Source organism: Aquisediminimonas profunda (assembly GCF_019443285.1).
GTDB classification, from domain to species: Bacteria; Pseudomonadota; Alphaproteobacteria; order Sphingomonadales; family Sphingomonadaceae; genus Aquisediminimonas; species Aquisediminimonas profunda.
This window is the reverse complement of the sequence record NZ_CP080327.1, coordinates 3,103,108-3,127,583: the sequence shown is the minus strand read 5'-3', so window position 1 is coordinate 3,127,583 and position 24,476 is coordinate 3,103,108. Positions and strand designations below refer to the sequence as shown.

Genomic DNA, 24,476 nt, shown 5'->3' with positions numbered 1-24,476 from the left:
TGACTGGCTCGAAGGATTGAGCCAAGTATGATTTTTGCATGGCTACATCTGAAAAGCTGCGAGCCTCCCCCGTCGCAGCAAGGCGAGCAAATCGAGAGGCTGATCATTAGCAAGCATGTGAAGATCAACCGGCGCTGGTTGCCACTGAACGCGCTTCGTGCCTTTGAAGCCGTTGGCAAGCAATTGAGCTTCACCGGCGGAGCGGCAACCCTGTCTGTCTCGCAAAGTGCCATGAGCCGCCATGTGAGCGCGCTGGAAGATTTGCTTGGCGAGCTGTTGTTTGAACGCGATGCCGGCCGCCTTGCGCTGACTCCCGCCGGGACCGAATTGCTCGCCGTGGTCAGCAAGTCGTTTGAACGGATTGAGCAGACCATGAATGCGATCCGCGATGAAAGCGTTCCGGCGCGGGCCATGCGCCTGCACGTGCCGCCATCGTTCCTGCAGCAATTGTTCATGCCCATGCTGGGCGAATTCCGGCGCGATCATCCGGAGATCCGCATCGACATCTGCAGCGCGAATGTCACGGGGCTTCCCCCGACGGAGATCGACATGGCGATCATCTATGACCGCCCGAATGTCGACGATTGGGTCACGGATCTGCTGTGGATGGTGCGGGTCGAGCCGCTCTGTTCGCCCGAGACGGCCAAGGCGGCGAAGGGCAAGTCGATGCAGGAGTTCTTGGTGGATCAGGAATTGTTGCATCTCAAGCTCGACAATCAGCCACGCGACCTGCTGTGGAGTGACTATTTGCGACGCCAGGGCGTTTCGGTTTCGGCCAAGGGCGGACTTGCGTTTGATACGTCAGTGGCCCTTGCAAAATATGCGATGGCCTCGGGCGGCGTCCTTTTGGGTGACGTGGACATGTTCGCTTCCGAAATCGAGAAGGGTCTTCTCGTTGCCCCCTACGATGCGGTGATCGAAGACGGGTATGGATATTATCTGAAGTTGCGCGCGGACGATCTTGCGGATCCCGCGGTGGCGGCCTTTCGAACCTGGCTTATTGGTCAGTTTTCTTCGTTCAACCCTTAGCAGGCCGTCAGCCGTGTACGGTGAGCACGATCTTGCCGACATGGCGCTTTTCCAGAAAACGCTGCTGAGCCGCAGCAATGTCCTCAAGTGGATAGGATCTGTCGATAACCGGCTCGATTTCGCGGTTCTCGATGATCTGTACGAGGCGTGGAAACACGTCCGCTTCCGGGATGGTGCAGCCGATCAGGCGTAGATCCTTCAAATACAAAGTCCGTAGATCCAGTTCGACAATCGGTCCTGCAATGGCACCGGAAACCCCATAACGCCCGCCTGGCCTTATGCAGTCGAGCAGCGCAGGAAACTGCGGGCCGCCAATGATATCGACGACGGCATCCACGCAATTCGCACCCAAAGTGGCTCGCAAGTCGGCGTCTCTCGGAATGACATGATCTGCGCCCAGAGCCCTTACGGCATCGATCTTGTCCACTCCGGCGATGGCAATCACATGCGCGCGCCGGCGCTTTGCCAGCTGGACGGCCGCAACGCCAACCCCGCCCGATGCGCCCGTGACCAGCACTGTCTGCCCGGATGTCAGGTCAAGGCGCGTCAGGATGTTTTCTGCTGTGGAATAGGCGCAAGGAAAGCTCGCGAGTTCAGCATCGGACAGGTCGCTCTGGACCCTGAGCGCATTGACGGCAGGCACACAGACATAGTCGGCAAAGGCGCCATCATATTCGGATCCCATGTATCCCAAAGCACCCGCCGCATCCTTGATCAGCGGGTCAATCAGCACGCGTTCGCCAATGCGGCTTTGATCGACGCCCGTTCCAGTCGACACGATCCGCCCACAACCATCGATCCCCTGTATGCGGGGAAATTTGAAGGCAGCGCCCGACCATCCATCGCCAGCCGTCTCCGCAAAGCCCTCCTGACCCCCGGTCGACGTCGCGTCTGTTACTGCTTTTGAATACCAGCCGATCCGCGTGTTGATGTCAGTGTTGTTGACCGCCGCAGCACCGATCCTGATGAGGACTTCGCCAGCGCGCGGCGTTGGAACAGGAACATCGCTGCGGATTTCAAGCTTTTCGAACCCCCCAAATCCGGTGAGCATGACTGCCCGCATGGTGGCGGGCAATGCGTCAGCCATCCAGCGGCTCCAGTGTCGATTTCAGATAGCTGAAATGGGCGTCAGCCATCCCGCGGTAGGGATCCCAGCCCTGAGCTGTCTTTTCGGCAATTTCGTCACTGAGAATGGCGAGCTCCTTGCCTGTCGAATAGGCGATGATCTGAGTTTGTGCAGCGCGTTCAAAGAAGTACATATTTTCAAAGGCTTCAGCCACAGTCTCTCCGGCGCATAGCAGGCCGTGATTGCCCATCAGCATGGTCTTGTGATTGCCCAGAGATTGCACAAGGCGGAGCCCTTCTTCCGCTTCGTCCGCAATGCCGCCAAATCCGCGGTCGATCGCAACCCGATTGAAATAGCGTGCCGTGTTGTTGTCGAGCGGCTTCAATTCCGGATCAGCGAGCATGGCCAGTGCAGTCGAATAAATCGGGTGGCAATGCAGGACCACCCGGGCGTTCGGGCACAGGCGATGGATCGTGCCATGAATTGTCCAGGCCGATGCATCGGGAGCATCTGGCCCATTCATCACATCCGGGTCAGTGGCGTTCAACAACAACAAGTCAGACGGTCGGATCGAGGCAAAATGCTGCCATTTGCGGTTGAGCAGGAAACTGTGTCCGTCTTCGGAGACGGCTGCGCTGAAATGATTGCCGACGGATTCGTGCCATCCGAACTTTGCCGCCAGACGGAAAGCTGCAGCCAGGTCTTCGCGCAAGCTCGCCTCGTTTGCCAAAGTCATTTGAAGCGTCCCTCGCCTGCGAGGATGCGATAGGCGCTGCGCAGTTCGCCGCGATCGGCATAGCAGCCGCGCAAATAGCGGTCACCGCTGGTCGCGGAATAAGCGTCGCGCCCGTGAACGATCCGGTGATTGTCGAAGACAATGCATTCGCCAGCCTTGATATTGAACCGCATCAGGTATTTCTCGTCGGCAAGCTTCCGGCCAAAGCGAATGAAAGCGGGATAAAAGGCATCAAGGTCATGCTGCGGCAGGTCGAACACGTCTGCCATGTGCTGGCTGATCGTGACGCCCGATACGGCGCCCTTTTCGTCAAGCTCGATCACCCGTTGGCGCGAGCGCATGTCATATGTGTCATGCTCGCAATAGAAGGGTATCCAGGTTTCGCTCAGAATCCTGAAATCCTCGGGCGCTTCATGGCGGAAGTCTTCCGCGACTGCGACGCCGTCCAGGAAGAGGTTGTCTCCGCCTTCAACCGAATTTGCGCGGCAATGGAGGAACTGAATGCCGGGTGCCAGATCTTCGGCCGGTGTGTCGGTGTGCAGTTCAAGGGCCTTGGCGGTATAGGCAAGGTTCGATGGTTCGATGTGCGTGCGGACATCAAAATATTCGCCAAAGAATGTGGGGCGCAAGTGACCGATGTGGCGCACGACCTCGGTCAGGGCCTCATCACTGTCGGGCATGTCCGTCACGAACGAGATGCCTTCCACCAGCATTGCCTTCAGCCAGGCGGCCAGGGCCGCCTTGTCAGTGCGGAGTCTTTCGAACGGGACGCGGTGAATTGCGGGGTAATGGTCCGCAAACCAGGCGCGGCGGTCAAGATCGGCCGGGTCGTTGCGCGGCCCCGAGACGCAGCGCTCCAGCCACACCAGATCATAGCGGGACTGGTGATTCTCGCCTTCCCAGTCGATTTCCAGTGCGCCATCGCGAACCTGGGCCGATCTGGGGCGCGGAGGTGCGCGAAGATGGAATATATCGAAAACGCGCTCGCGCGTCGCCGGGTCGAACGAGGAGCTGCAATTGTCGCGCAGCCAGTGATAGTTGAAGTAGGTGGAGCCCCGCCCGGCCAGCGCAAGTTCCAGTCCCTGTTCACCCAGTTCCAGTTGATCACAGCTCGCCAATTTGCATTCCTCCCAGAGCTCGGGCCCAATCTGCCGCGGCAATGTGCCACTTCCTAGCCTTTTCCAAGGCTCGTGCTCATGGCCATTGATGCGATTAGGATTTCTAATGGTTGAGATAACAGCCGCATCATGGAATTGCAGCACAGGAAATGACCTGCGCGCAGATAACAAGCAGCGGAAAGAAACTGGTTTATGAGTACTGAGGCACAATGGGCGTAGCAGTCATCACGGGCGCAGCTCAGGGGTTGGGACGGGTCACGGCTGAACTTCTGGCACGCCATGGCTTTGACGTCGTCCTGACCGACGTCCAGCCGGTCGATCCTGTGGTTGGCGAACTGCGCGCGCAAGGATTGAGAGCATCCGGCATGTCGGGTGACATCTCCTCCGCTGCCTTTGTTGCAGATCTGGCCGAGTGGGTCGCTGGATCACTTGGCAGAGCGGACATCCTCGTCAACAATGCCGGGATCAGCCTCATCCAGCCAGCAGAAGAGACGACGCTTGACCAGTGGCAGACCGTGATGGCGGTCAATCTTCAGGGGCCGTTCCTCTTGTGCAAGGCATTCGGCAAACAGATGCTGGCGGCTGGCGCAGGAAGTATCGTCAATGTTGCCTCGATCGCGGGCCTTGGCGGCGTCATTCATCGCGCGGCCTATAATGCCTCGAAACATGGGCTCATCGGCCTGACGCGCACTTTGGCTGCCGAATGGGGCGGGCGAGGGGTTCGGGCCAACGCCGTATGTCCGGGCTGGATCAAGACGGAAATGGATGCCAAGGACATGGGTTCCGGCGCCTATACCGATGATGACATCGTCAACCGGGTGCCGATGGCCCGCTTCGCAAATCCTGAAGACGTCGCAGCGGCCATTCTTTTTCTCGCCAGCGACGGGGGCTTTGTGAATGGTGTCACACTTCCCGTCGATGGCGGGTGGACCGGAGATAACAGCTGGGATTCGCTCAGACTTAAAACTCGCAATTGAAAGGCAGGAAAGTCATGAAGATCGGATTTATCGGTCTTGGAAATGTTGGCGGCAAGCTGGCAGGAAGTCTCATCCGCAACGGCCACGACGTCATGGTCCGCGATCTCAATCCGGACCTTGTTGCCGAATTCGTTGCGAAGGGGGCCACCGCCGCTGACAGTCCACGCGCCTTGGGCGAGGCGTGCGATGTGATCATCACCTGCCTGCCATCTCCGGCGGCAAGTGCGGCCGTTGCCGAAGGCGAGGATGGCTTTCTGGACGTCCTGCGGCCCGGACAGGTCTGGATGGAGATGAGCACCACCGACTATGAGGAAGTGATCCGGCTTGGGTCCTTGGTCTCTGCGCGCGGTGCCCTGTTCATGGAATGCCCCGTTTCCGGGGGTTGCCATCGCGCCGATACTGGCAATATCTCAATCTTTGCCGGAGGCCCGCGAGAAGGGTTTGACAAGGTGTTGCCACTTCTGAAGTCGATGGGGCGCAGGCTGCTTCATACCGGCGATCTTGGCACTGCTTCCCAGCTCAAGGTGATGACCAACTATCTGTGCACTGTGCACCTTGTTGCGCTGGCCGAAGCCTTGACGACCTGCAAGGCGGCCGGTCTGGACATGAACACAACCTATGAAGCGATCCGCATTTCATCCGGGAACAGTTTCGTCCATGAAACGGAAAGTCAGGTGATCCTCAACGGAAGCCGCGACATCAATTTCACCATGGATCTTGTGAGCAAGGATATCGGCCTGTTTGACGATATTGCGCATGAGCATGGCGTTCCGGTCGAGATGTCGCCGCTGATCGTCCGCATGTTCAAGGATGCGCGCGCCCAATATGGCGACCGCGAATTTTCGCCCAATATCATCCGTCGCTACGAAGAGCCTCTGGGCATCAAGGTTCTGGGCACCGGATTTCCGGACCAGATGGTCGACGATGAGCCGGAAGAGCCCGGCTACGAAGTCGTTCCACGTCGCTGACTGCAAAAGGATAAATCAATGGCCAAACTCGGAGTTTATGCTCTTGCACTCGGCGTTATGGCCTTGGTCGCATCGTCTCCCGCGCTGGCCGAAACGGCGCCGGCATCGGCAGCGGATACTGACCCACTCAAGCTGGGGTGGATGCTGGGCTCGCCGCCACCGCCTGAGAAGCGGATCCAGTTTTCGGATGGCAGCTTCATTACCTTCCCCAAAAACCGCTGGTCCTTTGCGCATTACCAGGAGCTGTTTCCAACCGCGCGGATTGCTCGCGGCAAGGGGCCGGTCGCGGTGCTTCCGGTGGCAACCAGAGCCGATATCGCGCAGCTGAGCTTCACGCCAAAGGGAGAGAGCAAGGCCAGCAATTGGGTCGAGGCCTTCGATGCGCTCTATGGCGACGCGATTGTCGTGCTGCATCGTGGCCGGATCGTGTTTGAAAAATACAATGGCGTGATGAACGTGGATCAACCGCATATCGGCTTTTCGCTCACCAAATCCTTTTACGGAACGCTCGCGGAAATGATGATTGCGGAGGGGACGCTCGACGAACGCAAGACCGTTGCTCACTATTTGCCCGAACTTGCCGACAGTGGCTTTGGCGATGCGACGGTCCGGCAGGTCCTCGATATGACGACAAGTCTGGATTATAACGAGGATGCAGATGACGCGGCTGAAAAGATGCGCAATTTCTCGCTCGCATCGGGAACCTATCCTCGCCCTATTGGCTATAACGGTCCAACAAACACGTTCGACCTGCTCAAGACGGTCAAGAAAGTCGGCCCGCACGGCGCGCGGTTCGATTACCAGTCCCTCGATACCGAGGTGCTTGGCTTCATCATTGGGCGAATAGCCGGGAAACGCCCGGAGAAGGTCCTGGAAGAACGCATCTGGTCGCAACTTGGCGCCGAGAATGATGCGAACATCGTCCTTGATGAAGTCGGATCGTCGCGCTCTGCTGGCGGGCTCAGCGCAACGGCCAGGGATTTTGCGCGCTTCGGCGAAATGATGCGGCGCAACGGCAAGTTCAACGGCAAGCAGATTGTTCCGGCCAAGGTTGTCGCCAAGATCAGGGCAGGGGGCAGCAAGCGCGATTTTGCGAATGCGATCTGGGATTACAACACCCGGCGCGGCTGGAGCTACAAGAGCCAATGGTGGCACACACATAATGCCGACAAGGCCTTCATGGGGATCGGCATGTTCGGTCAGGCAATCTATGTCGATCCCAAGGCCGAAATGGTCATTGTGCGTTTCATGTCAGGGCCTGACGGTTCGACCGTTGGTTTCGATCCCATTACGCAGGGGATGTTCCAGGCCATGGCGGACCATCTTTCCCGCAGCCGATAGCAACGGCGCCTCAGCGCGCGTCCTCCAGGATCATCGCCGCGCCCTTTTCACCGACCATGACGGTGGGGGCATTGGTATTGCCGGACGTGATTGTCGGGAAGATCGAGGCGTCGATCACCCTCAGGCCCTCTATGCCATGCACCCGGAGTCGCGCGTCCACGACCGATGAGCGAGCATCTGGTCCCATCATGCAGGTTGATGTCGGGTGGTAAACTGTGTCGGCTCGCTGGCGGAAATCCTCAAGCAAGGCATCGTCCCCTTGCACTTGAGCGCCCGGCAGCAATTCCTCTGTGATGATGTCGGACAGTGGCCGCGTATTGGCGAGCGTGCGCAGCAGCCGGTTTCCGACGCGTGCTTCGTCAATGTCCTGCTGCGTGGAAAAATAGTTTGGCTGGATCACCGGCGGAACAGCGGGATCGTTCGAACGGATTTGCAGATGGCCACGGCTGGTCGGTCGGCAGCTGTTGAACGAGAGAAGGACCGCCGAGAATGGGTCGGGGTTCAGCAGCTTGCGTTCGGACAAGGGGGTCTGGGTGTAGCTTGCCGGCGTGAAGTAAAGCTGGAGGTTGGGGCGTGGCTGATCTGGCGCGCTGCGCACGAACCCTCCGCCCTGATTGATGCTCATCGAAAGCGGACCGCCGCGATCCCATAGGTATCGCAGTGCCGCCTTGGCCTTGCCGGTCAGTGGTCGCAGCGCATCGTTCAGCGTTGGCACAGTTGTCTTGTAGAAATAGCTGACGGCCAAATGGTCTTGCAGGTTCCTGCCGACAGCGGGGGCGTCCAGCAAGGGTTCGATACCAAGGCTGCTGAGGAGTTCCGCACTGCCGATCCCGGACAGCTGCAACAGCTGCGGCGAATTGATCGAACCGCCGCAGAGGATGACTTCGCGTCTAGCGAGTGCAGTTTTAGTCTGGCCGTTCCGCCTATATTCGATGCCTTTGGCGCGTTTGCCTTCAAACAGGATGCGTGTCGCCAATGATTTGGTCTGCAGCTTGATCGTCCCGCGCCTTAACGCCGGGCGCAGATATTCATTGGCTGTCGAGGCGCGACGACCGCCGCGCGTGTTGATCTGATAGACGCCGACGCCCTCGGTTTCGGTCCCGTTCAAATCGGACGAATAGGGAAAGCCCATGGCAGTGCCCGCCGCGATGAACCGTTGGCAAAGCGGGTGAACGCGGCTGCTTATGTCAGTGACGTGTTGAGGGCCTCCCGACCCGTGCACGGCACTTGGTCCGAGATCATGGTCTTCAGACTTGATGAAATAGGGCAGGACATCGTCCCAGCCCCAGCCAGTATTGCCGAGGTGCCGCCAATCGTCATAGTCATGTGGCTGTCCGCGCACATGAACCATGGCATTGATGGACCCGGAGCCGCCGATGACCTTTCCCCGCGGCCAATAGCTTGTCCGCCCGCCCAGTGCGGCAACAGCTTCGGTGTCGAACATCCAGTTGATGCGCTTGTCAAAGAATGTGCGGCCATAGCCGACGGGCAGCTGGATCCAGACGATGCGATCGCTTCCGCCCGCTTCCAGCAGCAGGACGCTTGCGCCGCTGTCCGACAGGCGGCGCGCAACGACGCAACCGGCGGTACCCGCGCCAACAATCACATAATCAAAGGTCGCGCTCAAAGACTTACCGGATGCTGGGTCATTTCGAGGTGCAGCATGTCGCCGGTGTAGGGATGCGCAGCCGCGACGTCTTCGTCGAGCTCAACGCCAAGTCCCGGCGATGTTGGCGGGATGACATGGCCATCCTCGAACGCCATGGGCTTTTTCAGGATCTGCGCATGAAAGCCGCCCCATTCCTCGATGCTTTCAAGGATCAGGAAGTTGGGAGAACATGTCGCGAGCTGGACATTGGCCGCGCCGACGACCGGTCCGCAGTAGAGATGGGGCGCAATCTGGACGTGCCGGACTTCAGCCATCCCCGCGATCTTCTTCGCCTCCAGCAATCCACCAACACGACCGAGGTTCATCTGCAGGATGGCGGCTGCTCCACAATCAAGCAACCGTGCGAAGTCATATTTGGTGGCCAGTCGCTCCCCGGCTGCAACCGGGATCGAGGTGGCGCGCGCGACCCTGGCCATTTCCTCAGGCGCGTCGGGCGGCACCGGCTCTTCAAGCCAGAGCGGATCATAAGGCTCCAGTCTCCTGGCCAGGCGAATTGCTCCGGCAGCTGTCATCTGGCCGTGTGTGCCGAACAGCAGGTCCGCCTTCGAACCCACGGCTTCGCGCAGTGTCTTGCAGAAACGCTCCGAGAGTTCGAGCGCTTCCAGCGACAATTGGCGGCCGTCAAAGGCCGAATAGGGGCCTGCCGGGTCGAACTTGAGCGCTGTAAATCCCATGCCAAGATAAAGCGCGGCCCGTTCCGCCGCCAGGACAGGATCGTGATAGACGTCGGTCGCATCGCCGGGGCGCGGATAGATATAGGTATAGGCGCGCAAACGCTCATGCACCTGTCCACCCAAGAGCTTGTAGACGGGCTTGTTCGCTTCCTTGCCGATGATGTCCCAACACGCCATTTCAAGCGCGGAGAGGACGCCCATCAAGGTGAGGTCGGGATGCTGCGTAAAGCCGCTCGAATAGACGCGCCGCCACATGGATTCGATGTCGTGCGGATCATGACCTTCAAGGTATCGCGCAAACACGTCCTCACACATGCTGGCGACGAGATGCGGTGAGAACGGAACGCAATAGGCCTCGCCAAGCCCGGACGAACCATTGCTCGTTTCAAGTGTGACGAATACAAAATAGCGTCCGCCAAAATGTGGCGGCGGGTTGCCGACCACGAACGTCTTGATGCCCGTCAGCTTCATGCGCGGTATCCGTTTATCGCCTTGACCTCGAGGAAGTCGCGAAGGCCGAATTCGCCATACTCGCGTCCGTTGCCTGATTGTTTGTAGCCGCCAAACGGCGCCATATAATCCTGCCCTGCGCCATTGATGCTGACACTGCCCGCCCGCAGAAGCCGCGCAACGCGTCGGGCGCGAACCATGTCATCGGTCTGGACATAGGCTGCAAGGCCATAGGGTGTGTCATTGGCAATCGCGATGGCGTCTGGCTCATCCTTGAAGGGGATCATCACGAGGACGGGGCCAAACACTTCCTCTTGCGCAATCCGCATCCTGTTATGCACGCCCGCAAAGATCGTCGGCTTGACATAGTAGCCGCGATCAAAGCCATCCGATCGGCCTGTGCCGCCCGCGACCACTTGCGCGCCTTCGTCGATCCCGACCTGGATCAGGCCCTGGATCTTGTCGAAATGCATTTTGCTGACGACCGGGCCATAGTGGGCGCCCTTTTCCATGGGATCGCCCTGTTTGACGCCTTTTGCCACGGTTCCGGCGATCGCGACGGCTTGGTCATACACTGACTGTTCGACCAGCATTCGCGTCGGGGCATTGCAGGACTGGCCGGCATTTTCAAAGCAGTGGAGCACGCCGCGCGTAACGGCCGCCTCCAGATCGGTATCGGCAAAGACGATATTGGCGGACTTGCCGCCCAATTCCTGCGAGACACGCTTCACCGTATCGGCTGCCGACTTGGCAATCTGCACGCCCGCTCGGGTTGAACCCGTAAAGGAAATCATGTCGACTTCGGGGTGGCTTGTAAGCCGGTCCCCGATACCTGCGCCGGTTCCATGAAGCATGTTGAACACGCCGCGCGGAAAACCGGCCTCCTCGATGAATTCTGCAAAAAGTTGAGCAGAAAGCGGGGCAATTTCGCTGGGCTTGAGGACCATTGTGCAGCCACTGACCAGCGCCGGCCCGATCTTTGTGGCAAGCTGGTTCACGGGCCAGTTCCAGGGCGTGATCAGGACGCACACACCGATGGGTTCATGCACGACGCGGCCATCCTCTCCAACGTCATATTCCCATTGCATCTCGCGTGCCGCCTTCACGGTCGCGCGCAGATGGCCCGGGCCGCATTCGGCCTGGGAATTATAGGACAGATCGTAGGGAGCCCCCATTTCGGTCGAGATCGCGGCAACTACCTCATCATAGCGGCGCTCGAACACCGCAATCAGTTTTTCGACCAGCGCGATCCGTTCGTTGAGTGGCATGGCCGAATAACCATCAAATGCCGCGCGGGCCGCGTTCACGGCTGCATCGACATCATCATGCCCGCAAAGGGCAACTGTTGCGCAGACCTCCTCGGTCGCAGGATTGATTGCGTCGAGTGTGTCCGTCGATGTTGCCGGAAGTCTCCACTCGCCATTTATGAAAGATTTCAACGGTTTATCAAACATATCCAATGGCTCTTTTCTGATCTTCAATGATGTATTTTTCGGCGCGCCAATAGTGCCATGCCGCCCAAAGACCACTGGGTGCGAGGATCAGCTGGGCCAGGCGAAGCGAGTCCGCATTTGCGCCGCCCGGTCCCGCAAACCAGTCACTCAGGCTGCCAACGAGCCACGGGGCAACGATAAGGTTCAAGACGTTTGCAATCAGCAGCGAAATGGCGACCGTCATGGCCCGCATCCGCGGTGACGAGAGGTTCTGGCACAGAGCGAAGGCTGGCCCGATGTAGAAATAGATGGCGGGAATGAAGAGCCACCACATCATTTTCGCCACACCGAGATCGTGGGTGTAATAGGCGAAGAAGGATGGGATGGTCGCCAGCGCGGTCACCACGGCTAGGAGACGCGCAATCTTGCGGGGATCGGCAAAGGCCGGGCGTGCGACAACCCACGCCGTCACAAGCGAAGCACCAATACCGCCAAACATGTAGATCAACCCAAGCAGGCTGCCTGCCTGGCTTTCATCCATGCCATAGGTTCTTTGGAGGAACAGCGGCGTGAACCACATCAGGCCCCACCCCCAGAACGCCGAGAGGCCACTCGCCCACAGGGCATGGACCGCGGCCTTTTGCGACCACAGGAAGCGGAGCGTCTCCATCACGGTTGGAGCTTTCTCCTCGACTACGGCGTCAAGGCGTCCTCGCTTGGGTTCCTTGATCGTGATCAGGATGGTCAGTGCAAGGAGAAGGCCGGGGATGCCAAGCACCAGAAAGGCCGAGCGCCAGCCGTGCAGGATCGAGACATAGCCTGCAATGTCCGATCCCAACCAGGCCCCGATCGGTGCTCCAAGGGCGAAAACCGTCATCGCCATGGAGCGGCGGTCAGCGGGGAAATAGTCCGCGATGATTGCGTTGCAGGCAGGGGTGCCGCCAGCTTCTCCGATACCAACGCCTACGCGCGCGAGCAGGAGGTCGAAATAGCCCTTCGTGAAACCGGTGACGGCCGTCATGAACGACCATGCGGCGACAGCGGCTGCCAGTAGCCGTGTCCGGTTGGTGCGATCGCACAGCCAGGACAGGGGAATCCCCATCACCACATAGAAGAGCGCGAGAGGAATACCGAGCGATGCTGCACCGGTATCCGTCAGCTTCAATTCCTTGCTGATGGGGCCGAGCAGCGTCGAGAGCACATACCGGTCTGCAATGCTGATTGTGTAGACCAGCATCATGATGAACAGAACATACCATCGCTGGCCCAGCGTCGACACACTGTCTGCATTTGTCTGTGCTGCGCTTGCCATGTTCTTCTCTCCCGACCCTATTTGTTATTCTGCCAATTCCTGCCCCAAGGCCAGCCGTAACGGATCAAGCCAGGGTGAGAAATTCTCCCACTGGTCGACACCGCTCTTGTAGAGAGGCTGGCGGACCTGTTCCGAGCTTGCCGTGCGCACGGCGCGTTCCGTCTCGTGAAATCTCAGGCAGGCGTCCTCGAATGGCAAGCCGCAATGATCGAGCAGCCTTCTGACCTGCGTTTCCAGATCGCTCACTACATCTTCGTAGCGGACAAGCAGCACCTTCCCGGGAAGCACAGCATCCCAATGGTCCATGAGCGCGACATAGTCGCGATAGTAGCGCCCGACTTCATCAAGACCGTAGGTGAATTCCTGCCCCTCGGCGAAGAGCTGCTTGAACCCGGAAAAACAGCATCCCATCGCACTGCGGCGGGCATCGACGATCTTTGCGTTCGGCAGTATCGCGTGAATCAGCCCGATATGGCGAAAATTGTTTGGCATCTTGTCGATGAAGAAGGGCGTTCCTTCCTTGCGATAGATCCGCGTATCCCGAATATAGTCTTCACCAAAGCGTGTCGCGTCTTCCGGAGACAATTCGGCCAGGTTGGCCGGATATTCATGGTCTTCACTCTCCATCCGCCGATGATCGAGGCGGTGCGCAAGGGCCAGGATATTGGGCAATTCCATCGTGCCCTCCACCTGACTGTGCGAAGCGAGGATCTGTTCAAGCAAGGTGGAGCCGGCCCGAGGAAGCCCGACAATGAAAATCGGATCCGGGGCCTTGCTGCCAGCATTGGCGAACCGGGCGAGCAGGTCCGCCGACACATGGTCGCGCTGCAACTGCATTTCCGTCGCCAGCCGCTGGGGATCGTACTTGAGTTCCTCCCGCTTGAGCCGATTGCCGCGCTCATAATAGCTGAAGGAGTCTTCAAATTGTCCGCGATCTTCCAGGGCTTTGCCAAGCGCGAAGCAGAGATGATACCGGTCTGCCAGCGCAATTGAGGGGGAGGCTTCCTGCACCCGCATCTGGTCAAGTTCGGCATCCGTGAAGCGATAGGTCTTCAGGTTTGCGAGACTCCAGAACGCATCGCCCAGATCCGGCTTGATCGCATAGGCGCGGCGATAGGCCTCAATGGCTTCTTCCTGCCGGCCGACGGTCTTCAACGCATGGCCATGAGTCAAACTGACCCCGGGGTTCGCGGGCAGGGTGCGAATGAGCGTTTCGTATGTTTCCATCGCTTCGTCGAAATTGCCGACGGCCAGATTCTCGTTGGCATAAAGCATTTCGAACTCGGGGTTTCCCGGCTCCTTGCTGCGCAGTTCGCGGGCTTCGGCCAGAGCCTGTTCGAATTTGTGCCTTTTCCTCAACAGCTTGGCATAGTCATATTGGGCGCTGACATTGTTCGGTTCCAGCACCTTGCAGGATTCAAGCAGGAATTCCGCCTCGTCAAATGCGTTGAAGCGCGAGCCGATTTCCGCGAGCAGCCGCATCCCTTCGACGTGGTGGCCGTTTTTCTGAAGGAAAGCGCGACAGAATTTCTCGGCCCTGGCAATGCGTCCTTCCTGGATCAGGCTGGAGACTGTCTGCAGTTCAGGCGGAAGGCTGGCAAGATAATTGGCCTGTGCCATGGCAAATTCAGCCTGTGCATCACGACCTGCGGCCCGGTGCAGCTCGCCGAGCATGCGCCAGCTTGCGGTGAGCGCGCCATTGTGTGTGACGGCGGCCTGATAAGCGGAAAATGCCTCTTCGGATCGGCCAAGCGCGCGGAGGCAATGGCCGCGTTCCTGCCAGGCCCGGCCATAGCTCGGTGATAAATCGATCAGACTGGCGAGGGTTGAAAGCGCTTCAAGCGGCTTTCCATCGAAGCGTTGGGCAACCGCGAGCGTGTAGAGCGCTTCCTGATGTTGCGGAGTATGCGCAAGAATTTCAGTGCAGACCTCAGCAGCTTCGCCAAATTTCGCTCCTTGCAAGAGCGAACGGGCTTTGCGCAGGCGGTCTTCAGTGTCGCCTGCCTCAATCACTGCCTCAATGGTCATGACCTCTCCCGAAATGACATCGGCCCAAAGCGGGAATACTGGTCCAAGATTGGCAATTTACGCAAATACAAATTCGGGAAAATGGGTGCCGTGGCTAAGCCACGACACCCGTCCCCCTTGATCAGATCTTGTAAGAAACGCGCAGTCCGAATGTACGAGGACGCGACGTTGTCGTGCGAATTTCGCCGTCATTTGCGCTCTTGTATAGTTCTGGCCGCTCATCAGTGATGTTGTCACCGAAGATTTCAATCCGCCATTCATCCTTCGAAACACCCAAGGACGCACCCACTGTGTTGTAAGACCCCAGCTTCTGCGAAACGGGCAGTGGCTTGATGATATCGCCAGGGCTGACCGTTACACCGTTGTAGGTGACGGGAATGGATGCTGCGTATCCAAGCGTCGGGTTGAAGCTCTGATAACGGATGCTGACGTTGTCAACGATGTCCGAAATGCTCTTGCCGACATGGTGGAATGCAACCTGCACAAATGGCCGCAAGCCTGACGAAAGCTCCCGTTCCCAATTCAAGCGGGCGTTGAACTGGAATTTGGGGCTCAGTGCCAGAGGCGAACCGAGCGGCAGAAGAACCGTCGTGTTCTTCCGGTACTTCTTCAGCTTGGAATCGTTGAACGAGAATGCACTGTTGAACGTCAACTCCGGCGTTGCACGCCAGGTCAGATCACCTTCAATACCCTTGATCCGGGCATCAACCAGGTTCGTCGTGAAAGTCTGGTTCGAGATGTTCTGGTCGAACAAGGTAATCTGGATGTTCTTCCAGTCGATCATGTAGGCGGCGAGGTTGAGTTGCATGCGCCGGTCGAACAAGGCGAATTTGCCGCCTAGCTCATAATTCTGCACCTTGTCAGGCACGTAACGACCCAAACGAGCGAAGTCTGCCGCAGTCGGGCAGATCGCGCTGCCAATGCGGCAAGGGCGCCGGTTGAAACCGCCCGGGCGGAACCCATCGGAGAAGGTCGCATAGAGAAGCGAACCTTCGCCAAAGCGATATGTCAGGTTGGCCTTCTTGAGCACGCCCGTGTACTTGGCTGGCGAAATTCCGGCATATAGCTGGTTCAGGTTCGCACTGACGCAATAGTATTGCGGAGGCGTGGCCGAGGGCGAATACGTCCCGGTGGCCGGATTGTAGATTCCGCGTGAATTGCCGCAGAAACTGGTGGCTGACGAGCCGTTGATATAGGCCTTTTCGTTATAATAGCGCAGGCCGCCGGTAATGGTCAGCTTTTCCGGAATGATGTCAAAGGACGCTTCACCATAGGCCGCGAACTGCTTGTCCTTGCGCTGGACGTCGTTGAAGAACCCAACGTTGACCGGGCGCACGCTGGTATCGTGTGCATTGACTGATGGATCCGGACGACGCGGATAAATGAAGCCCGCACCTTGCTGGAGGTACGACCAGTCCGTGTTGTCATACAATTTGTTGTCATCATAGAACAGGCCGAAGGTGCCGCGCAGCGGCTTGTCGGCCGGCGTTGTCACGCGGAATTCCTGCGTGAAACGCTTGGTTTCGTTGCGGACCTTGTAGCTCTTGTTCGGCGTATAGCAGGTGTTGCCGATATTGCCGTTGTACGCCGCCGTATAATAGACGCCGCGGTCGCATTCGTAGAACGGCATGTACAGGCCGATGTTCGAATAGCCCGCATAATCGGCATATTGGGTCGCACGATGGTGCAGGTAGGATCCTGTGTAGATCATGTTCAGGAAGCCCAACCGCCCATTGATGGTGAGCGTCGACAGGTCAACCTTGTCTTCAAGGGTGTTCTTGTCGAACTTGGTCACCTGCAGGTCACCGACCGCGGGTTCATAGTCGAACACGCCGTCTGTATCGAGCTGCTGGCGAAGGTGCATCAGGTCAATCGACCAGTCGTCGTTCACCTTGTAGGTCAGGGCGATACGACCGCCACGATAGGTCGCGTCGTTGTAGTTCTTCTCGACGAACCGGTCGTTGTTGATCGTCTGGCGCGTCGGCGGCGTATAAAGGCTGCCGTCGCAATTCGCCACAACAGTCGTTGCACTCGCCTGGCAAGACTGGATCGCGCGCATCACGAGCAGCGGGTTCCCCTCTGGCAACCGGCCAGCCTGACCGACATGACCATCGAAGGGCATCTGGAACGTGCCAGGGACGTTATCGATATATCCGCCCTGTTGGTCGGCATAGAAGACCGCACGCAGGGCCAGCTTGTCCTTGATGATCGGAATATTGATGAAGGCGTCCCCCGCAACGCTGTCATCCCCGCTCTTGGTGAATGCATAGCTTGCGTTGAAGCCGGCATGGAATTCGGAAAGATCCGGCTTGTTGGTGATGTAGCGAACAGCGCCACCCATGGCGCTTGCACCGAACAGGGTGCCTTGCGGACCGGCGAGAACTTCAACGCGCTGAAGGTCGACCGTGTAAAGGTCCAGGTTGCGACCAACGAGTGAGGCCGGCGCATCATTGACATAAAGCGCGACAGTCGGCTGGGCGCCTGCCGTACCAGCGATCTGCAGGCCCGGGGTGTCGGTCGAGAGACCGCGGATATAGATTGAGGAGGCACCCGGACCGCGCGATGCGGAGCGGACATTGGGGAGATATTCGATCAGCTTGTCGAACTTTGTGACATTGAGGTCAGACAGCGAGTCTCCACTCAGCGCCTGAATGGCGAGCGGAACCTTGTTCAGCGATTCTTCGCGCCGCGTTGCTGTAACGATGATGTCGGCAATCGCGCCGTCATTGGCTTCGGTCGCATCCGACGATTGTGCCATTGACGGTGAGCCTGCGGCACACATCGTGGCAATCGACAGAATTGCCGTCGAGATTTTGAGTTTGGTTTTCAACATAGCCTCCCCTGACTGGCTTTAATTTCGTGACTTCTTCAACGCCTGATCGCAAAAACTCCCACGTTCGGCCTAGCCATTGAGTTCTGGCGCTTTTAGACGTTGGGGGAAAATTCATTCTCGCACGATTAGAAAAAAATCATTGTTGTATGAATAATTGTGATGCCCAGGCTGGTTTTCTAGGTCGGGCCTTAGGTGGTGTCGGCTGGACATGTGACCTTTGGTCGCTTCGCCAAGTGGAGCCGAACTGGTCAAGTGTTCGCTGCTGTGATAGATTATAGCTCTCACAAGAGTTTTTGGCATGCAACTTCAGCACCTGCGTTACTTTGTCGCGCTTGCGCGCCACAAGCATTTTGCGCAGGCGGCAAGCGTCTGCGGAGTCAGCCAACCAACCCTTTCGGCGGGGCTTGCCGCTCTGGAACTTGAGCTGGGAAAGCGGCTGATCGAGCGGGATCGCCGGTTCATCGGGCTCACCGAGCATGGGGAAGCCATTCTGCCCTGGGCGGCGCAGGCTCTGGGCGCCATTCGGGGTCTTGGGCAGGCAGCAGAAGCAAGTGAGCGGAGCCCCGCGGGCGAGTTCCGGCTTTCGGCAATACCGGCGGCGCTGCCGCTCATCGGGCCATTCGGCCAGGCTCTCCTGAAGGCTCATGCCGGCCTTAATTTGGCCGTGCAGTCGGGGACTTCAAGGGAAATAGAGCGCGGACTGCAGGCCAACGAGTGTGATGCCGGCATGACCTATCTTGATGACGAACCGCCAGCAAATGCTCTTACTGTCCCACTTCACAACGAACAGTACCTCTTCGTCGCTCGCAAAGGCGGCGGCTTTGATGACAGGGAAGACATCAGTTGGGCAGACGCTGCTGCGCAGCCGCTTTGCTTGCTGCACCAGGGAATGCAGTATCGCCGCATTCTCGACCGGGAATTCGCCAATCGAGGCTTGTCAGTCAGCCCGCGCGTGATCGCAGACAGTCACATCACGACACTGTCTCTTGTCCAATCCGGCGATTTCTTGACCATTGTTCCGGATGCCTATGCGCGCTTGATGATCGGGCTTGAATGGTGTCGCTTTCTGAAGTTCATTCCGGCAGCTGAAACGCGGCGCATTGGTTTGGTCGTCATAAACCGGGATCCATTGGGCACCATGGCGAGGCTTGGCTTGAAAGTAGCGCAGCAGCTTGATGACCGGTGGTTATGATAGGAATCATCTATCATGCTTCACATAAATCGATTTGACCTCGCAAAATGAACCGGTCAGGATTGGTCATGCAGAAAGCCAATCTTGCCGAGATCATCGACGCCCATGCTGGGCGCAAGGGCGCGCTCTTGCCGATTTTGCATGACATTCAGGCGGCATTTGGCTGCATTGATGCAAATGCGGAAGCGGCGGTTGCAAAGGCGCTTAATCTGAGCCGCGCCGAAGTGCACGGAGTTGTCAGCTTCTACCATGATTTCAAACCCGCTCATGATCCCAGACCGGTCGTTGAGCTTTGCCGTGCAGAAGCATGCAAGGCTCGGGGCGTTGAATCCATCGCTGCTGCAGCCGAAACTGAAGCGGGTGAGCGCGTGAATCTGAAGGCCGTCTATTGTCTCGGCCTATGCAGTGTCGGCCCCAACGCGCGAACGGGTGATCGGCTGCATTCTAGGCTCGATGAGGCATCGCTCCTGAACTTGGTGCGTTCGGCATGACCCACGTAAGGATCAGCGATGATGCGATCGCGCGGGCGTGTGGCGCGGACGAACTCGCCGCGGCCTTTGAATCTGCCGGTTGCACGGTCGACAGGGTGTCCAGCTATGGCATGCATTGGCTGGAACCATTGGTCGATATCGATGGCATCGGGTTTGGCCCGGCTTGCGCAGATGATGTTGCAGACATTCTTGCAGGCTCGTCGCCCAAATCGATCGGGCGGATTGCGGATCACCCCTTTCTGGCGCGCCAGACGCGGCTGACATTCGCGCGCGCCGGACGCACGCGCCCCATGAGTCTTGAGGATTATGCGGCTACCGGCGGCTGGTCGGGCCTGTCTCGGGCGCGAACTCTAACCCCGGCGCAGGTTGTTGCAGACGTGACGGCATCGGGTTTGCGCGGCCGGGGCGGCGCCGGATTTCCGGCCGGCATCAAATGGAAGACCGTGCTTGAGGCGCCGGGTGAAGCCAAATTCATCGTCTGCAATGCCGACGAGGGCGATAGCGGCACCTTTGCCGACCGCATGATCATGGAAGGGGATCCTTTCCAGTTGATCGAAGGCATGGCGATTGCGGCCCATGCCACGGGAGCGGGCCAAGGGTTCATTTATGTCCGCAGCGAATATCCGGACGCGATTGCCAAACTGAACCGGGCGATCGCCTTGTCTGCTGATATTGTGGCCCCTTTCAGCCTCGAAGTGCGAGTTGGCGCCGGCGCCTATGTTTGCGGCGAAGAAACGTCGCTGCTGAACTCGCTAGAAGGCAAGCGTGGAGAAGTCCGTGCGAAACCGCCGCTTCCGGCTCTCGAAGGCCTTTTTGGCTGCCCCACTGTGGTCAACAATGTCCTCACCCTTGCGGCCGTGCCCCACATCCTGAGCGAAGGCGGCGCCGAACGCTATGCGCAGCTCGGCATCGACCGGTCCAAGGGCACAATGCCGATCCAGCTTGCGGGCAACATCAGGCATGGCGGCCTTTTCGAGACGGCGTTCGGCATCACCCTGAATGAACTTGTCCATGACATCGGCGGCGGCACGACGTCGGGCAGGCCGGTCAAGGCCGTGCAGGTCGGCGGACCCTTGGGGGCCTACCTTCATCCGGACCAGTTCGACCTGCCATTCGATTATGAAGCCTATACGGTCGCAGACGCATTGATCGGGCATGGGGGCGTCACGGTGTTCGACGATACGGCGGACATGGGCGCCATGGCGCGGTTTGCCTTCGAGTTCTGCGCCGTGGAGAGTTGCGGCAAATGCACGCCATGCCGGATCGGCTCTACGCGCGGTGTCGAGCTGATCGACCGGATCCGCAGCGGCGGCGCGACTGCGGCCGATGCGGTCGAACGGCTTCCCCAGATGCACAATGCGCGCAAGTCCAACCGTTCACGCCCGGAAGAACTCGCGCTTCTGGAAGACCTGTGCGAGACAATGCAATTCGGGTCGCTCTGTGCGCTTGGCGGCTTTACGCCCTATCCCGTGCGATCGGCTCTCAAGCATTGGCCGGAGGATTTTGGCCAGTGATGCATGCGTCGCGCCTCGTTCCCGTCCGGCGGAGCGCCTATGTGGCGCAGACGCAGGATGAGGAGCGCTCGATCCCGGTCGAAGCGCCGGTCGCGATTGAGATCAACGGCGTGACATATGCCGTGATGATGGCGACACCGACGTGCCTCGAAGATTTTGTGACGGGCTTCCTGCTCTCCGAAGGGTTGGCCGGGGCGCACGAGATTGGTCCGATATCGCTTCATCCATTGGACGAGGGCGATGGTTATGTTGCGCGCGTCACGCTTCCAGCCCATTGCGTCGAGCCGATCATGGCGCGGGCCCGGCACAGGATGGGAGACAGCAGTTGCGGTATCTGCGGCATTGAAAGCGTCGAGGCGGCCTTGCGGCCCTTGCCGCCGCTTGCCCGGTCTGTCCCTGTTCGACCCGAGGCCATTCTCAAGGGCCTCAGGACGCTGCGCGAGGCACAGCAGCTTGGACAGGAGACTGCGGCCACGCACGCGGCAGCTTTTTGCGACCGGGACGGGCGCCTTATCGTCGTGCGCGAAGATGTTGGCCGTCACAATGCGCTGGACAAGGTGATCGGCTTTCTTGCGCGCTCGGGCATCAGCGCGGAGGACGGTTTCCTGCTTGTTACATCAAGAGCATCTTTCGAACTCGTGGAAAAGGCCGTGCGCGCCTGCTGCCCGCTTCTGGTAGCCATTTCGGCACCGACAGACCTTGCCGTCAGACGCGCTCAGGCAGCGGGCCTCGCGCTTGCTGTGGTCGCACGGGACGATTCAATGTTGTGGGTCTCGGGCCCAGCAATGGAGACAGCCAATGGGCTATGAACCTCAGAATGACTTCGGTACGCCGGAAAGCCGCCAAGACGCCGTCGTAACGCTCAGGATTGACGGGCGGGCCGTGACTGTGCCCGTCGGCACGAGCGTGATGCGCGCTGCTGCCGAGAGTGGCGGCTCGATCCCCAAGTTGTGCGCAACGGACAACGTCAAGGCCTTCGGGTCTTGCCGGATGTGCCTTGTCGAGGTCGACGGCATGCGCGGGACGCCCGCCAGTTGCACGACGCCTGTTGCCGAAGGGATGGTTGTCCACACCCAGACACCGCGCCTGCAGAAGCTGCGCCGCGGCGTGATGGAACTCTATATTTCCGATCATCCGCTCGATTGCCTCACATGTTCTGCCAACAATGACTGCGAATTGCAGGACACGGCGGCCGAGGTGGGCTTGCGCGATGTGCGTTTTGGCTATGAGGGTGCAAACCATCTCGGCCTCGAAGCCGACACATCGAATCCCTATTTCGATTTTGATCCGTCGAAGTGCATTGCCTGTTCCCGCTGCGTGCGCGCATGCGATGAAGTGCAGGGAACATTCGCGCTGACGATGGACGGGCGCGGATTTGCCAGCAAGATCAGTGCGGGACAGGCCGGCGACAATTTCCTGTCTTCGGAATGCGTAAGCTGTGGCGCCTGTGTCCAGGCCTGCCCGACGGCGACGTTGCAGGAAAAGGCCGTCAAGGAAATCGGCAAGCCCGAGCGCGCAGTGATTACAACCTGTGCCTATTGTGGTGTCGGCTGCACCTTCCGCGCCGAGATGCGTGGCGAGCAGCTTGTACGCATGGTCCCGTGGAAGGACGGCAAGGCCAATCGCGGCCATTCCTGCGTCAAGGGCCGTTTTGCCTGGGGCTATGCAAACCACAAGGATCGCATTCTGGATCCCATGATCCGCGACAGCGTGCAGGACCCCTGGCGCGTTGTCAGTTGGGATGAGGCTTTGTCCTTCACGGCCAGCAGGCTTGCCGACATCAAGGCGAAGCATGGGCCGCGGGCGCTGGGCGGGATTACATCCAGCCGCTGCACCAATGAAGAGACGTTTCTGGTCCAGAAGCTGGTGCGCGCCGGGTTCGGCTCCAACAATGTCGATACCTGCGCGCGGGTTTGCCATTCGCCAACGGGGTACGGCCTCAAGACGACGTTCGGCACCAGCGCCGGCACCCAGGATTTCGACAGCGTGATGGACAGCGACGTGATCCTGGTCATCGGCGCCAACCCGACAGACGCCCATCCGGTCTTTGCCAGCCGCATGAAGCGCCGCCTGCGCCAGGGTGCGAAGCTGATCGTGATTGACCCGCGTCGGATCGACCTCGTCCGCTCGCCGCATGTCGAGGCCGCCTTCCATTTGCCTTTGCAGCCTGGCACCAATGTCGCGGTTCTGACAGCCATGGCGCATGTGATTGTGACAGAGGGTCTGGCTGACGAGGCCTTCATTCGCGAACGCTGCGATTGGCAGGAATATGAGGATTGGGCACGCTTTGTTGCGGACGAGCGCCACAGCCCCGAAACGCTGGAAGCGGTCACACGAGTTCCGGCGAGCGATCTTCGACAGGCTGCGCGGCTCTATGCCACCGGAGGCAATGGCGCGATCTACTATGGCCTGGGCGTGACCGAGCATAGTCAGGGCAGCTCGACCGTGATGGCGATTGCCAATCTGGCGATGGTGACCGGCAATATCGGTCGGCGGGGTGTTGGCGTGAATCCGTTGCGCGGCCAGAATAACGTGCAGGGCGCCTGTGACATGGGGAGTTTCCCGCACGAGCTTTCCGGCTACCGCCACATCTCGGACGTGCAAGCCCGATCCCTGTTCGAGGGGGAATGGGGCGTGAAGCTTGATCCGGAGCCCGGCCTGCGGATTCCGAACATGTTGGACGCTGCACTCGATGGCTCTTTCCGCGCAATCTACATCCAGGGTGAGGACATCTTGCAGTCCGATCCCAATACGCATCATGTCGCTGCTGGGCTGCAGGCAATGGAACTGGTCATCGTCCACGACCTGTTTCTGAACGAAACGGCGAACTATGCCCATGTCTTCCTGCCCGGATCGACCTTCCTTGAAAAGGATGGGACATTCACCAATGCAGAACGGCGCATACAGCTCATTCGCAAGGTCATGGAACCTGCGAACGGCATGGGGGATTGGGAAGTGACGCAAGCTCTGGCCAATGCAATGGGGCTTGGCTGGACATATGCGCACCCGAGCGAGGTGATGGACGAAATTTCAAGGCTGACGCCGAGCTTTGCCGGAGTCTCCTTCGATCGACTTGAAAAGGACGGCTCGCTTCAATGGCCCGTCAATGAGGCCAATCCTGATGGCTCACCCATCATGCATGTCGATGGGTTTGTCCGCGGCAAGGGCAAGTTCGTTGTGACGGACTATGTCCCAACGGACGAACGGACGGGACCGCGGTTTCCGCTTCTCCTCACGACTGGACGCATCCTCTCCCAGTATAACGTCGGCGCGCAGACGCGGCGTACCGACAATACTGTCTGGCACGATGAGGATGTTCTCGAGATGCACCCGACGGATGCCGAAAACCGCGGCTTGAGGGATGGCGATTGGGCGCGGCTGGCCAGCCGGACCGGTGAAACGACACTCCGCGTTGAAGTAACGGATCGCGTTGCGCCCGGTGTTGTCTACACAACCTTCCATCACCCTGCGACGCAGGCCAATGTCGTCACGACGGAATTCTCCGATTGGGCAACCAACTGTCCGGAATACAAGGTGACAGCTGTTCAGGTGTCGCCGTCCAATGGCCCGACAGATTGGCAGGAAAGCTATGCCAGCTGGTCTGAAAAGAGCCGGCGCATTGCGTTGGCGGAAGCAGCGGAATAG

At 59.1% G+C, this 24,476-nt stretch carries 18 protein-coding genes; 9 read left to right on the top strand and 9 right to left on the bottom strand.

Annotated features, from left to right (window positions below; translation table 11 throughout):
* Window positions 1-27: 27 nt before the first annotated feature.
* Window positions 28-1,029: a LysR substrate-binding domain-containing protein gene (locus K0O24_RS15395; RefSeq protein WP_219893571.1), complete on the top strand. Its 1,002-nt coding sequence runs from the start codon at window positions 28-30 to the stop codon at window positions 1,027-1,029.
* A gap of 7 nt (window positions 1,030-1,036) precedes the next feature.
* Here K0O24_RS15395 and K0O24_RS15390 read toward each other — a convergent pair whose 3' ends face one another.
* Genes K0O24_RS15390 through K0O24_RS15380 form a run of 3 tightly spaced genes read right to left on the bottom strand, consistent with a single transcriptional unit; the run spans window position 1,037 to window position 3,949 of the window.
* Window positions 1,037-2,116 carry an alcohol dehydrogenase family protein gene (locus K0O24_RS15390; RefSeq protein ID WP_219893570.1) on the bottom strand — a complete coding sequence of 360 codons (1,080 nt, stop codon included), beginning with the start codon at window positions 2,114-2,116 and terminating at the stop codon, window positions 1,037-1,039.
* A complete protein-coding gene (locus K0O24_RS15385; protein ID WP_219893569.1) occupies window positions 2,109-2,831 on the bottom strand; it encodes a class II aldolase/adducin family protein in 723 nt (240 codons plus the stop codon). Before K0O24_RS15385 ends, K0O24_RS15390 begins: the two co-directional genes overlap by 8 nt.
* Window positions 2,828-3,949, bottom strand: coding sequence for a TauD/TfdA family dioxygenase (locus K0O24_RS15380; protein ID WP_219893568.1), 1,122 nt, complete (start codon window positions 3,947-3,949; stop codon window positions 2,828-2,830). Before K0O24_RS15380 ends, K0O24_RS15385 begins: the two co-directional genes overlap by 4 nt.
* Window positions 3,950-4,158: 209 nt before the next feature.
* Between K0O24_RS15380 and K0O24_RS15375 the strand changes: the two genes are divergently transcribed.
* The 3 genes from K0O24_RS15375 to K0O24_RS15365 are packed head-to-tail and all read left to right on the top strand — an operon-like array spanning window position 4,159 to window position 7,235.
* The gene (locus K0O24_RS15375; RefSeq protein ID WP_219893567.1) at window positions 4,159-4,926 is read left to right on the top strand and encodes an SDR family NAD(P)-dependent oxidoreductase; all 768 of its coding nucleotides are present in this window, start codon (window positions 4,159-4,161) and stop codon (window positions 4,924-4,926) included.
* A 14-nt stretch (window positions 4,927-4,940) separates the two neighbouring features.
* Complete coding sequence (locus tag K0O24_RS15370; protein ID WP_219893566.1) at window positions 4,941-5,894, top strand: NAD(P)-dependent oxidoreductase; 954 nt, start codon at window positions 4,941-4,943, stop codon at window positions 5,892-5,894.
* A gap of 18 nt (window positions 5,895-5,912) precedes the next feature.
* Entirely contained in the window at window positions 5,913-7,235 is a 1,323-nt protein-coding gene (locus K0O24_RS15365) for a serine hydrolase domain-containing protein (protein WP_219893565.1), read from the top strand.
* 10 nt (window positions 7,236-7,245) lie between these two features.
* Here K0O24_RS15365 and K0O24_RS15360 read toward each other — a convergent pair whose 3' ends face one another.
* The 6 genes from K0O24_RS15360 to K0O24_RS15335 form a co-directional block, all read right to left on the bottom strand.
* Window positions 7,246-8,862: a GMC family oxidoreductase gene (locus tag K0O24_RS15360; protein WP_219893564.1), complete on the bottom strand. Its 1,617-nt coding sequence runs from the start codon at window positions 8,860-8,862 to the stop codon at window positions 7,246-7,248.
* Entirely contained in the window at window positions 8,859-10,049 is a 1,191-nt protein-coding gene (locus K0O24_RS15355) for a mandelate racemase/muconate lactonizing enzyme family protein (RefSeq protein WP_219893563.1), read from the bottom strand. Before K0O24_RS15355 ends, K0O24_RS15360 begins: the two co-directional genes overlap by 4 nt.
* A complete protein-coding gene (locus tag K0O24_RS15350; protein WP_219893562.1) occupies window positions 10,046-11,482 on the bottom strand; it encodes an aldehyde dehydrogenase family protein in 1,437 nt (478 codons plus the stop codon). The genes K0O24_RS15355 and K0O24_RS15350 overlap by 4 nt, the downstream gene beginning before the upstream one ends.
* Window positions 11,475-12,773, bottom strand: a complete 1,299-nt coding sequence (locus K0O24_RS15345) for a spinster family MFS transporter (RefSeq protein WP_219893561.1) — start codon at window positions 12,771-12,773, stop codon at window positions 11,475-11,477. The genes K0O24_RS15350 and K0O24_RS15345 overlap by 8 nt, the downstream gene beginning before the upstream one ends.
* A gap of 24 nt (window positions 12,774-12,797) precedes the next feature.
* On the bottom strand, window positions 12,798-14,801 hold the full coding sequence (locus K0O24_RS15340) for a tetratricopeptide repeat-containing sulfotransferase family protein (RefSeq protein WP_219893560.1): 2,004 nt from the start codon (window positions 14,799-14,801) through the stop codon (window positions 12,798-12,800).
* Between the two features lie 121 nt (window positions 14,802-14,922).
* Window positions 14,923-17,634 carry a TonB-dependent receptor gene (locus K0O24_RS15335; protein ID WP_219893559.1) on the bottom strand — a complete coding sequence of 904 codons (2,712 nt, stop codon included), beginning with the start codon at window positions 17,632-17,634 and terminating at the stop codon, window positions 14,923-14,925.
* Window positions 17,635-17,932: 298 nt separating this feature from the next.
* Between K0O24_RS15335 and K0O24_RS15330 the strand changes: the two genes are divergently transcribed.
* From K0O24_RS15330 to fdhF, 5 genes are all read left to right on the top strand, one after another.
* Window positions 17,933-18,826 carry a LysR family transcriptional regulator gene (locus tag K0O24_RS15330; RefSeq protein ID WP_219893558.1) on the top strand — a complete coding sequence of 298 codons (894 nt, stop codon included), beginning with the start codon at window positions 17,933-17,935 and terminating at the stop codon, window positions 18,824-18,826.
* 68 nt (window positions 18,827-18,894) lie between these two features.
* Window positions 18,895-19,317, top strand: coding sequence for an NAD(P)H-dependent oxidoreductase subunit E (locus K0O24_RS15325; RefSeq protein ID WP_219893557.1), 423 nt, complete (start codon window positions 18,895-18,897; stop codon window positions 19,315-19,317).
* Window positions 19,314-20,831, top strand: coding sequence for an NADH-ubiquinone oxidoreductase-F iron-sulfur binding region domain-containing protein (locus K0O24_RS15320; RefSeq protein ID WP_219893556.1), 1,518 nt, complete (start codon window positions 19,314-19,316; stop codon window positions 20,829-20,831). Before K0O24_RS15325 ends, K0O24_RS15320 begins: the two co-directional genes overlap by 4 nt.
* On the top strand, window positions 20,831-21,640 hold the full coding sequence (gene fdhD / locus K0O24_RS15315) for a formate dehydrogenase accessory sulfurtransferase FdhD (protein WP_219895679.1): 810 nt from the start codon (window positions 20,831-20,833) through the stop codon (window positions 21,638-21,640). The genes K0O24_RS15320 and fdhD overlap by 1 nt, the downstream gene beginning before the upstream one ends.
* Complete coding sequence (gene fdhF / locus K0O24_RS15310; protein ID WP_219893555.1) at window positions 21,630-24,476, top strand: formate dehydrogenase subunit alpha; 2,847 nt, start codon at window positions 21,630-21,632, stop codon at window positions 24,474-24,476. The genes fdhD and fdhF overlap by 11 nt, the downstream gene beginning before the upstream one ends.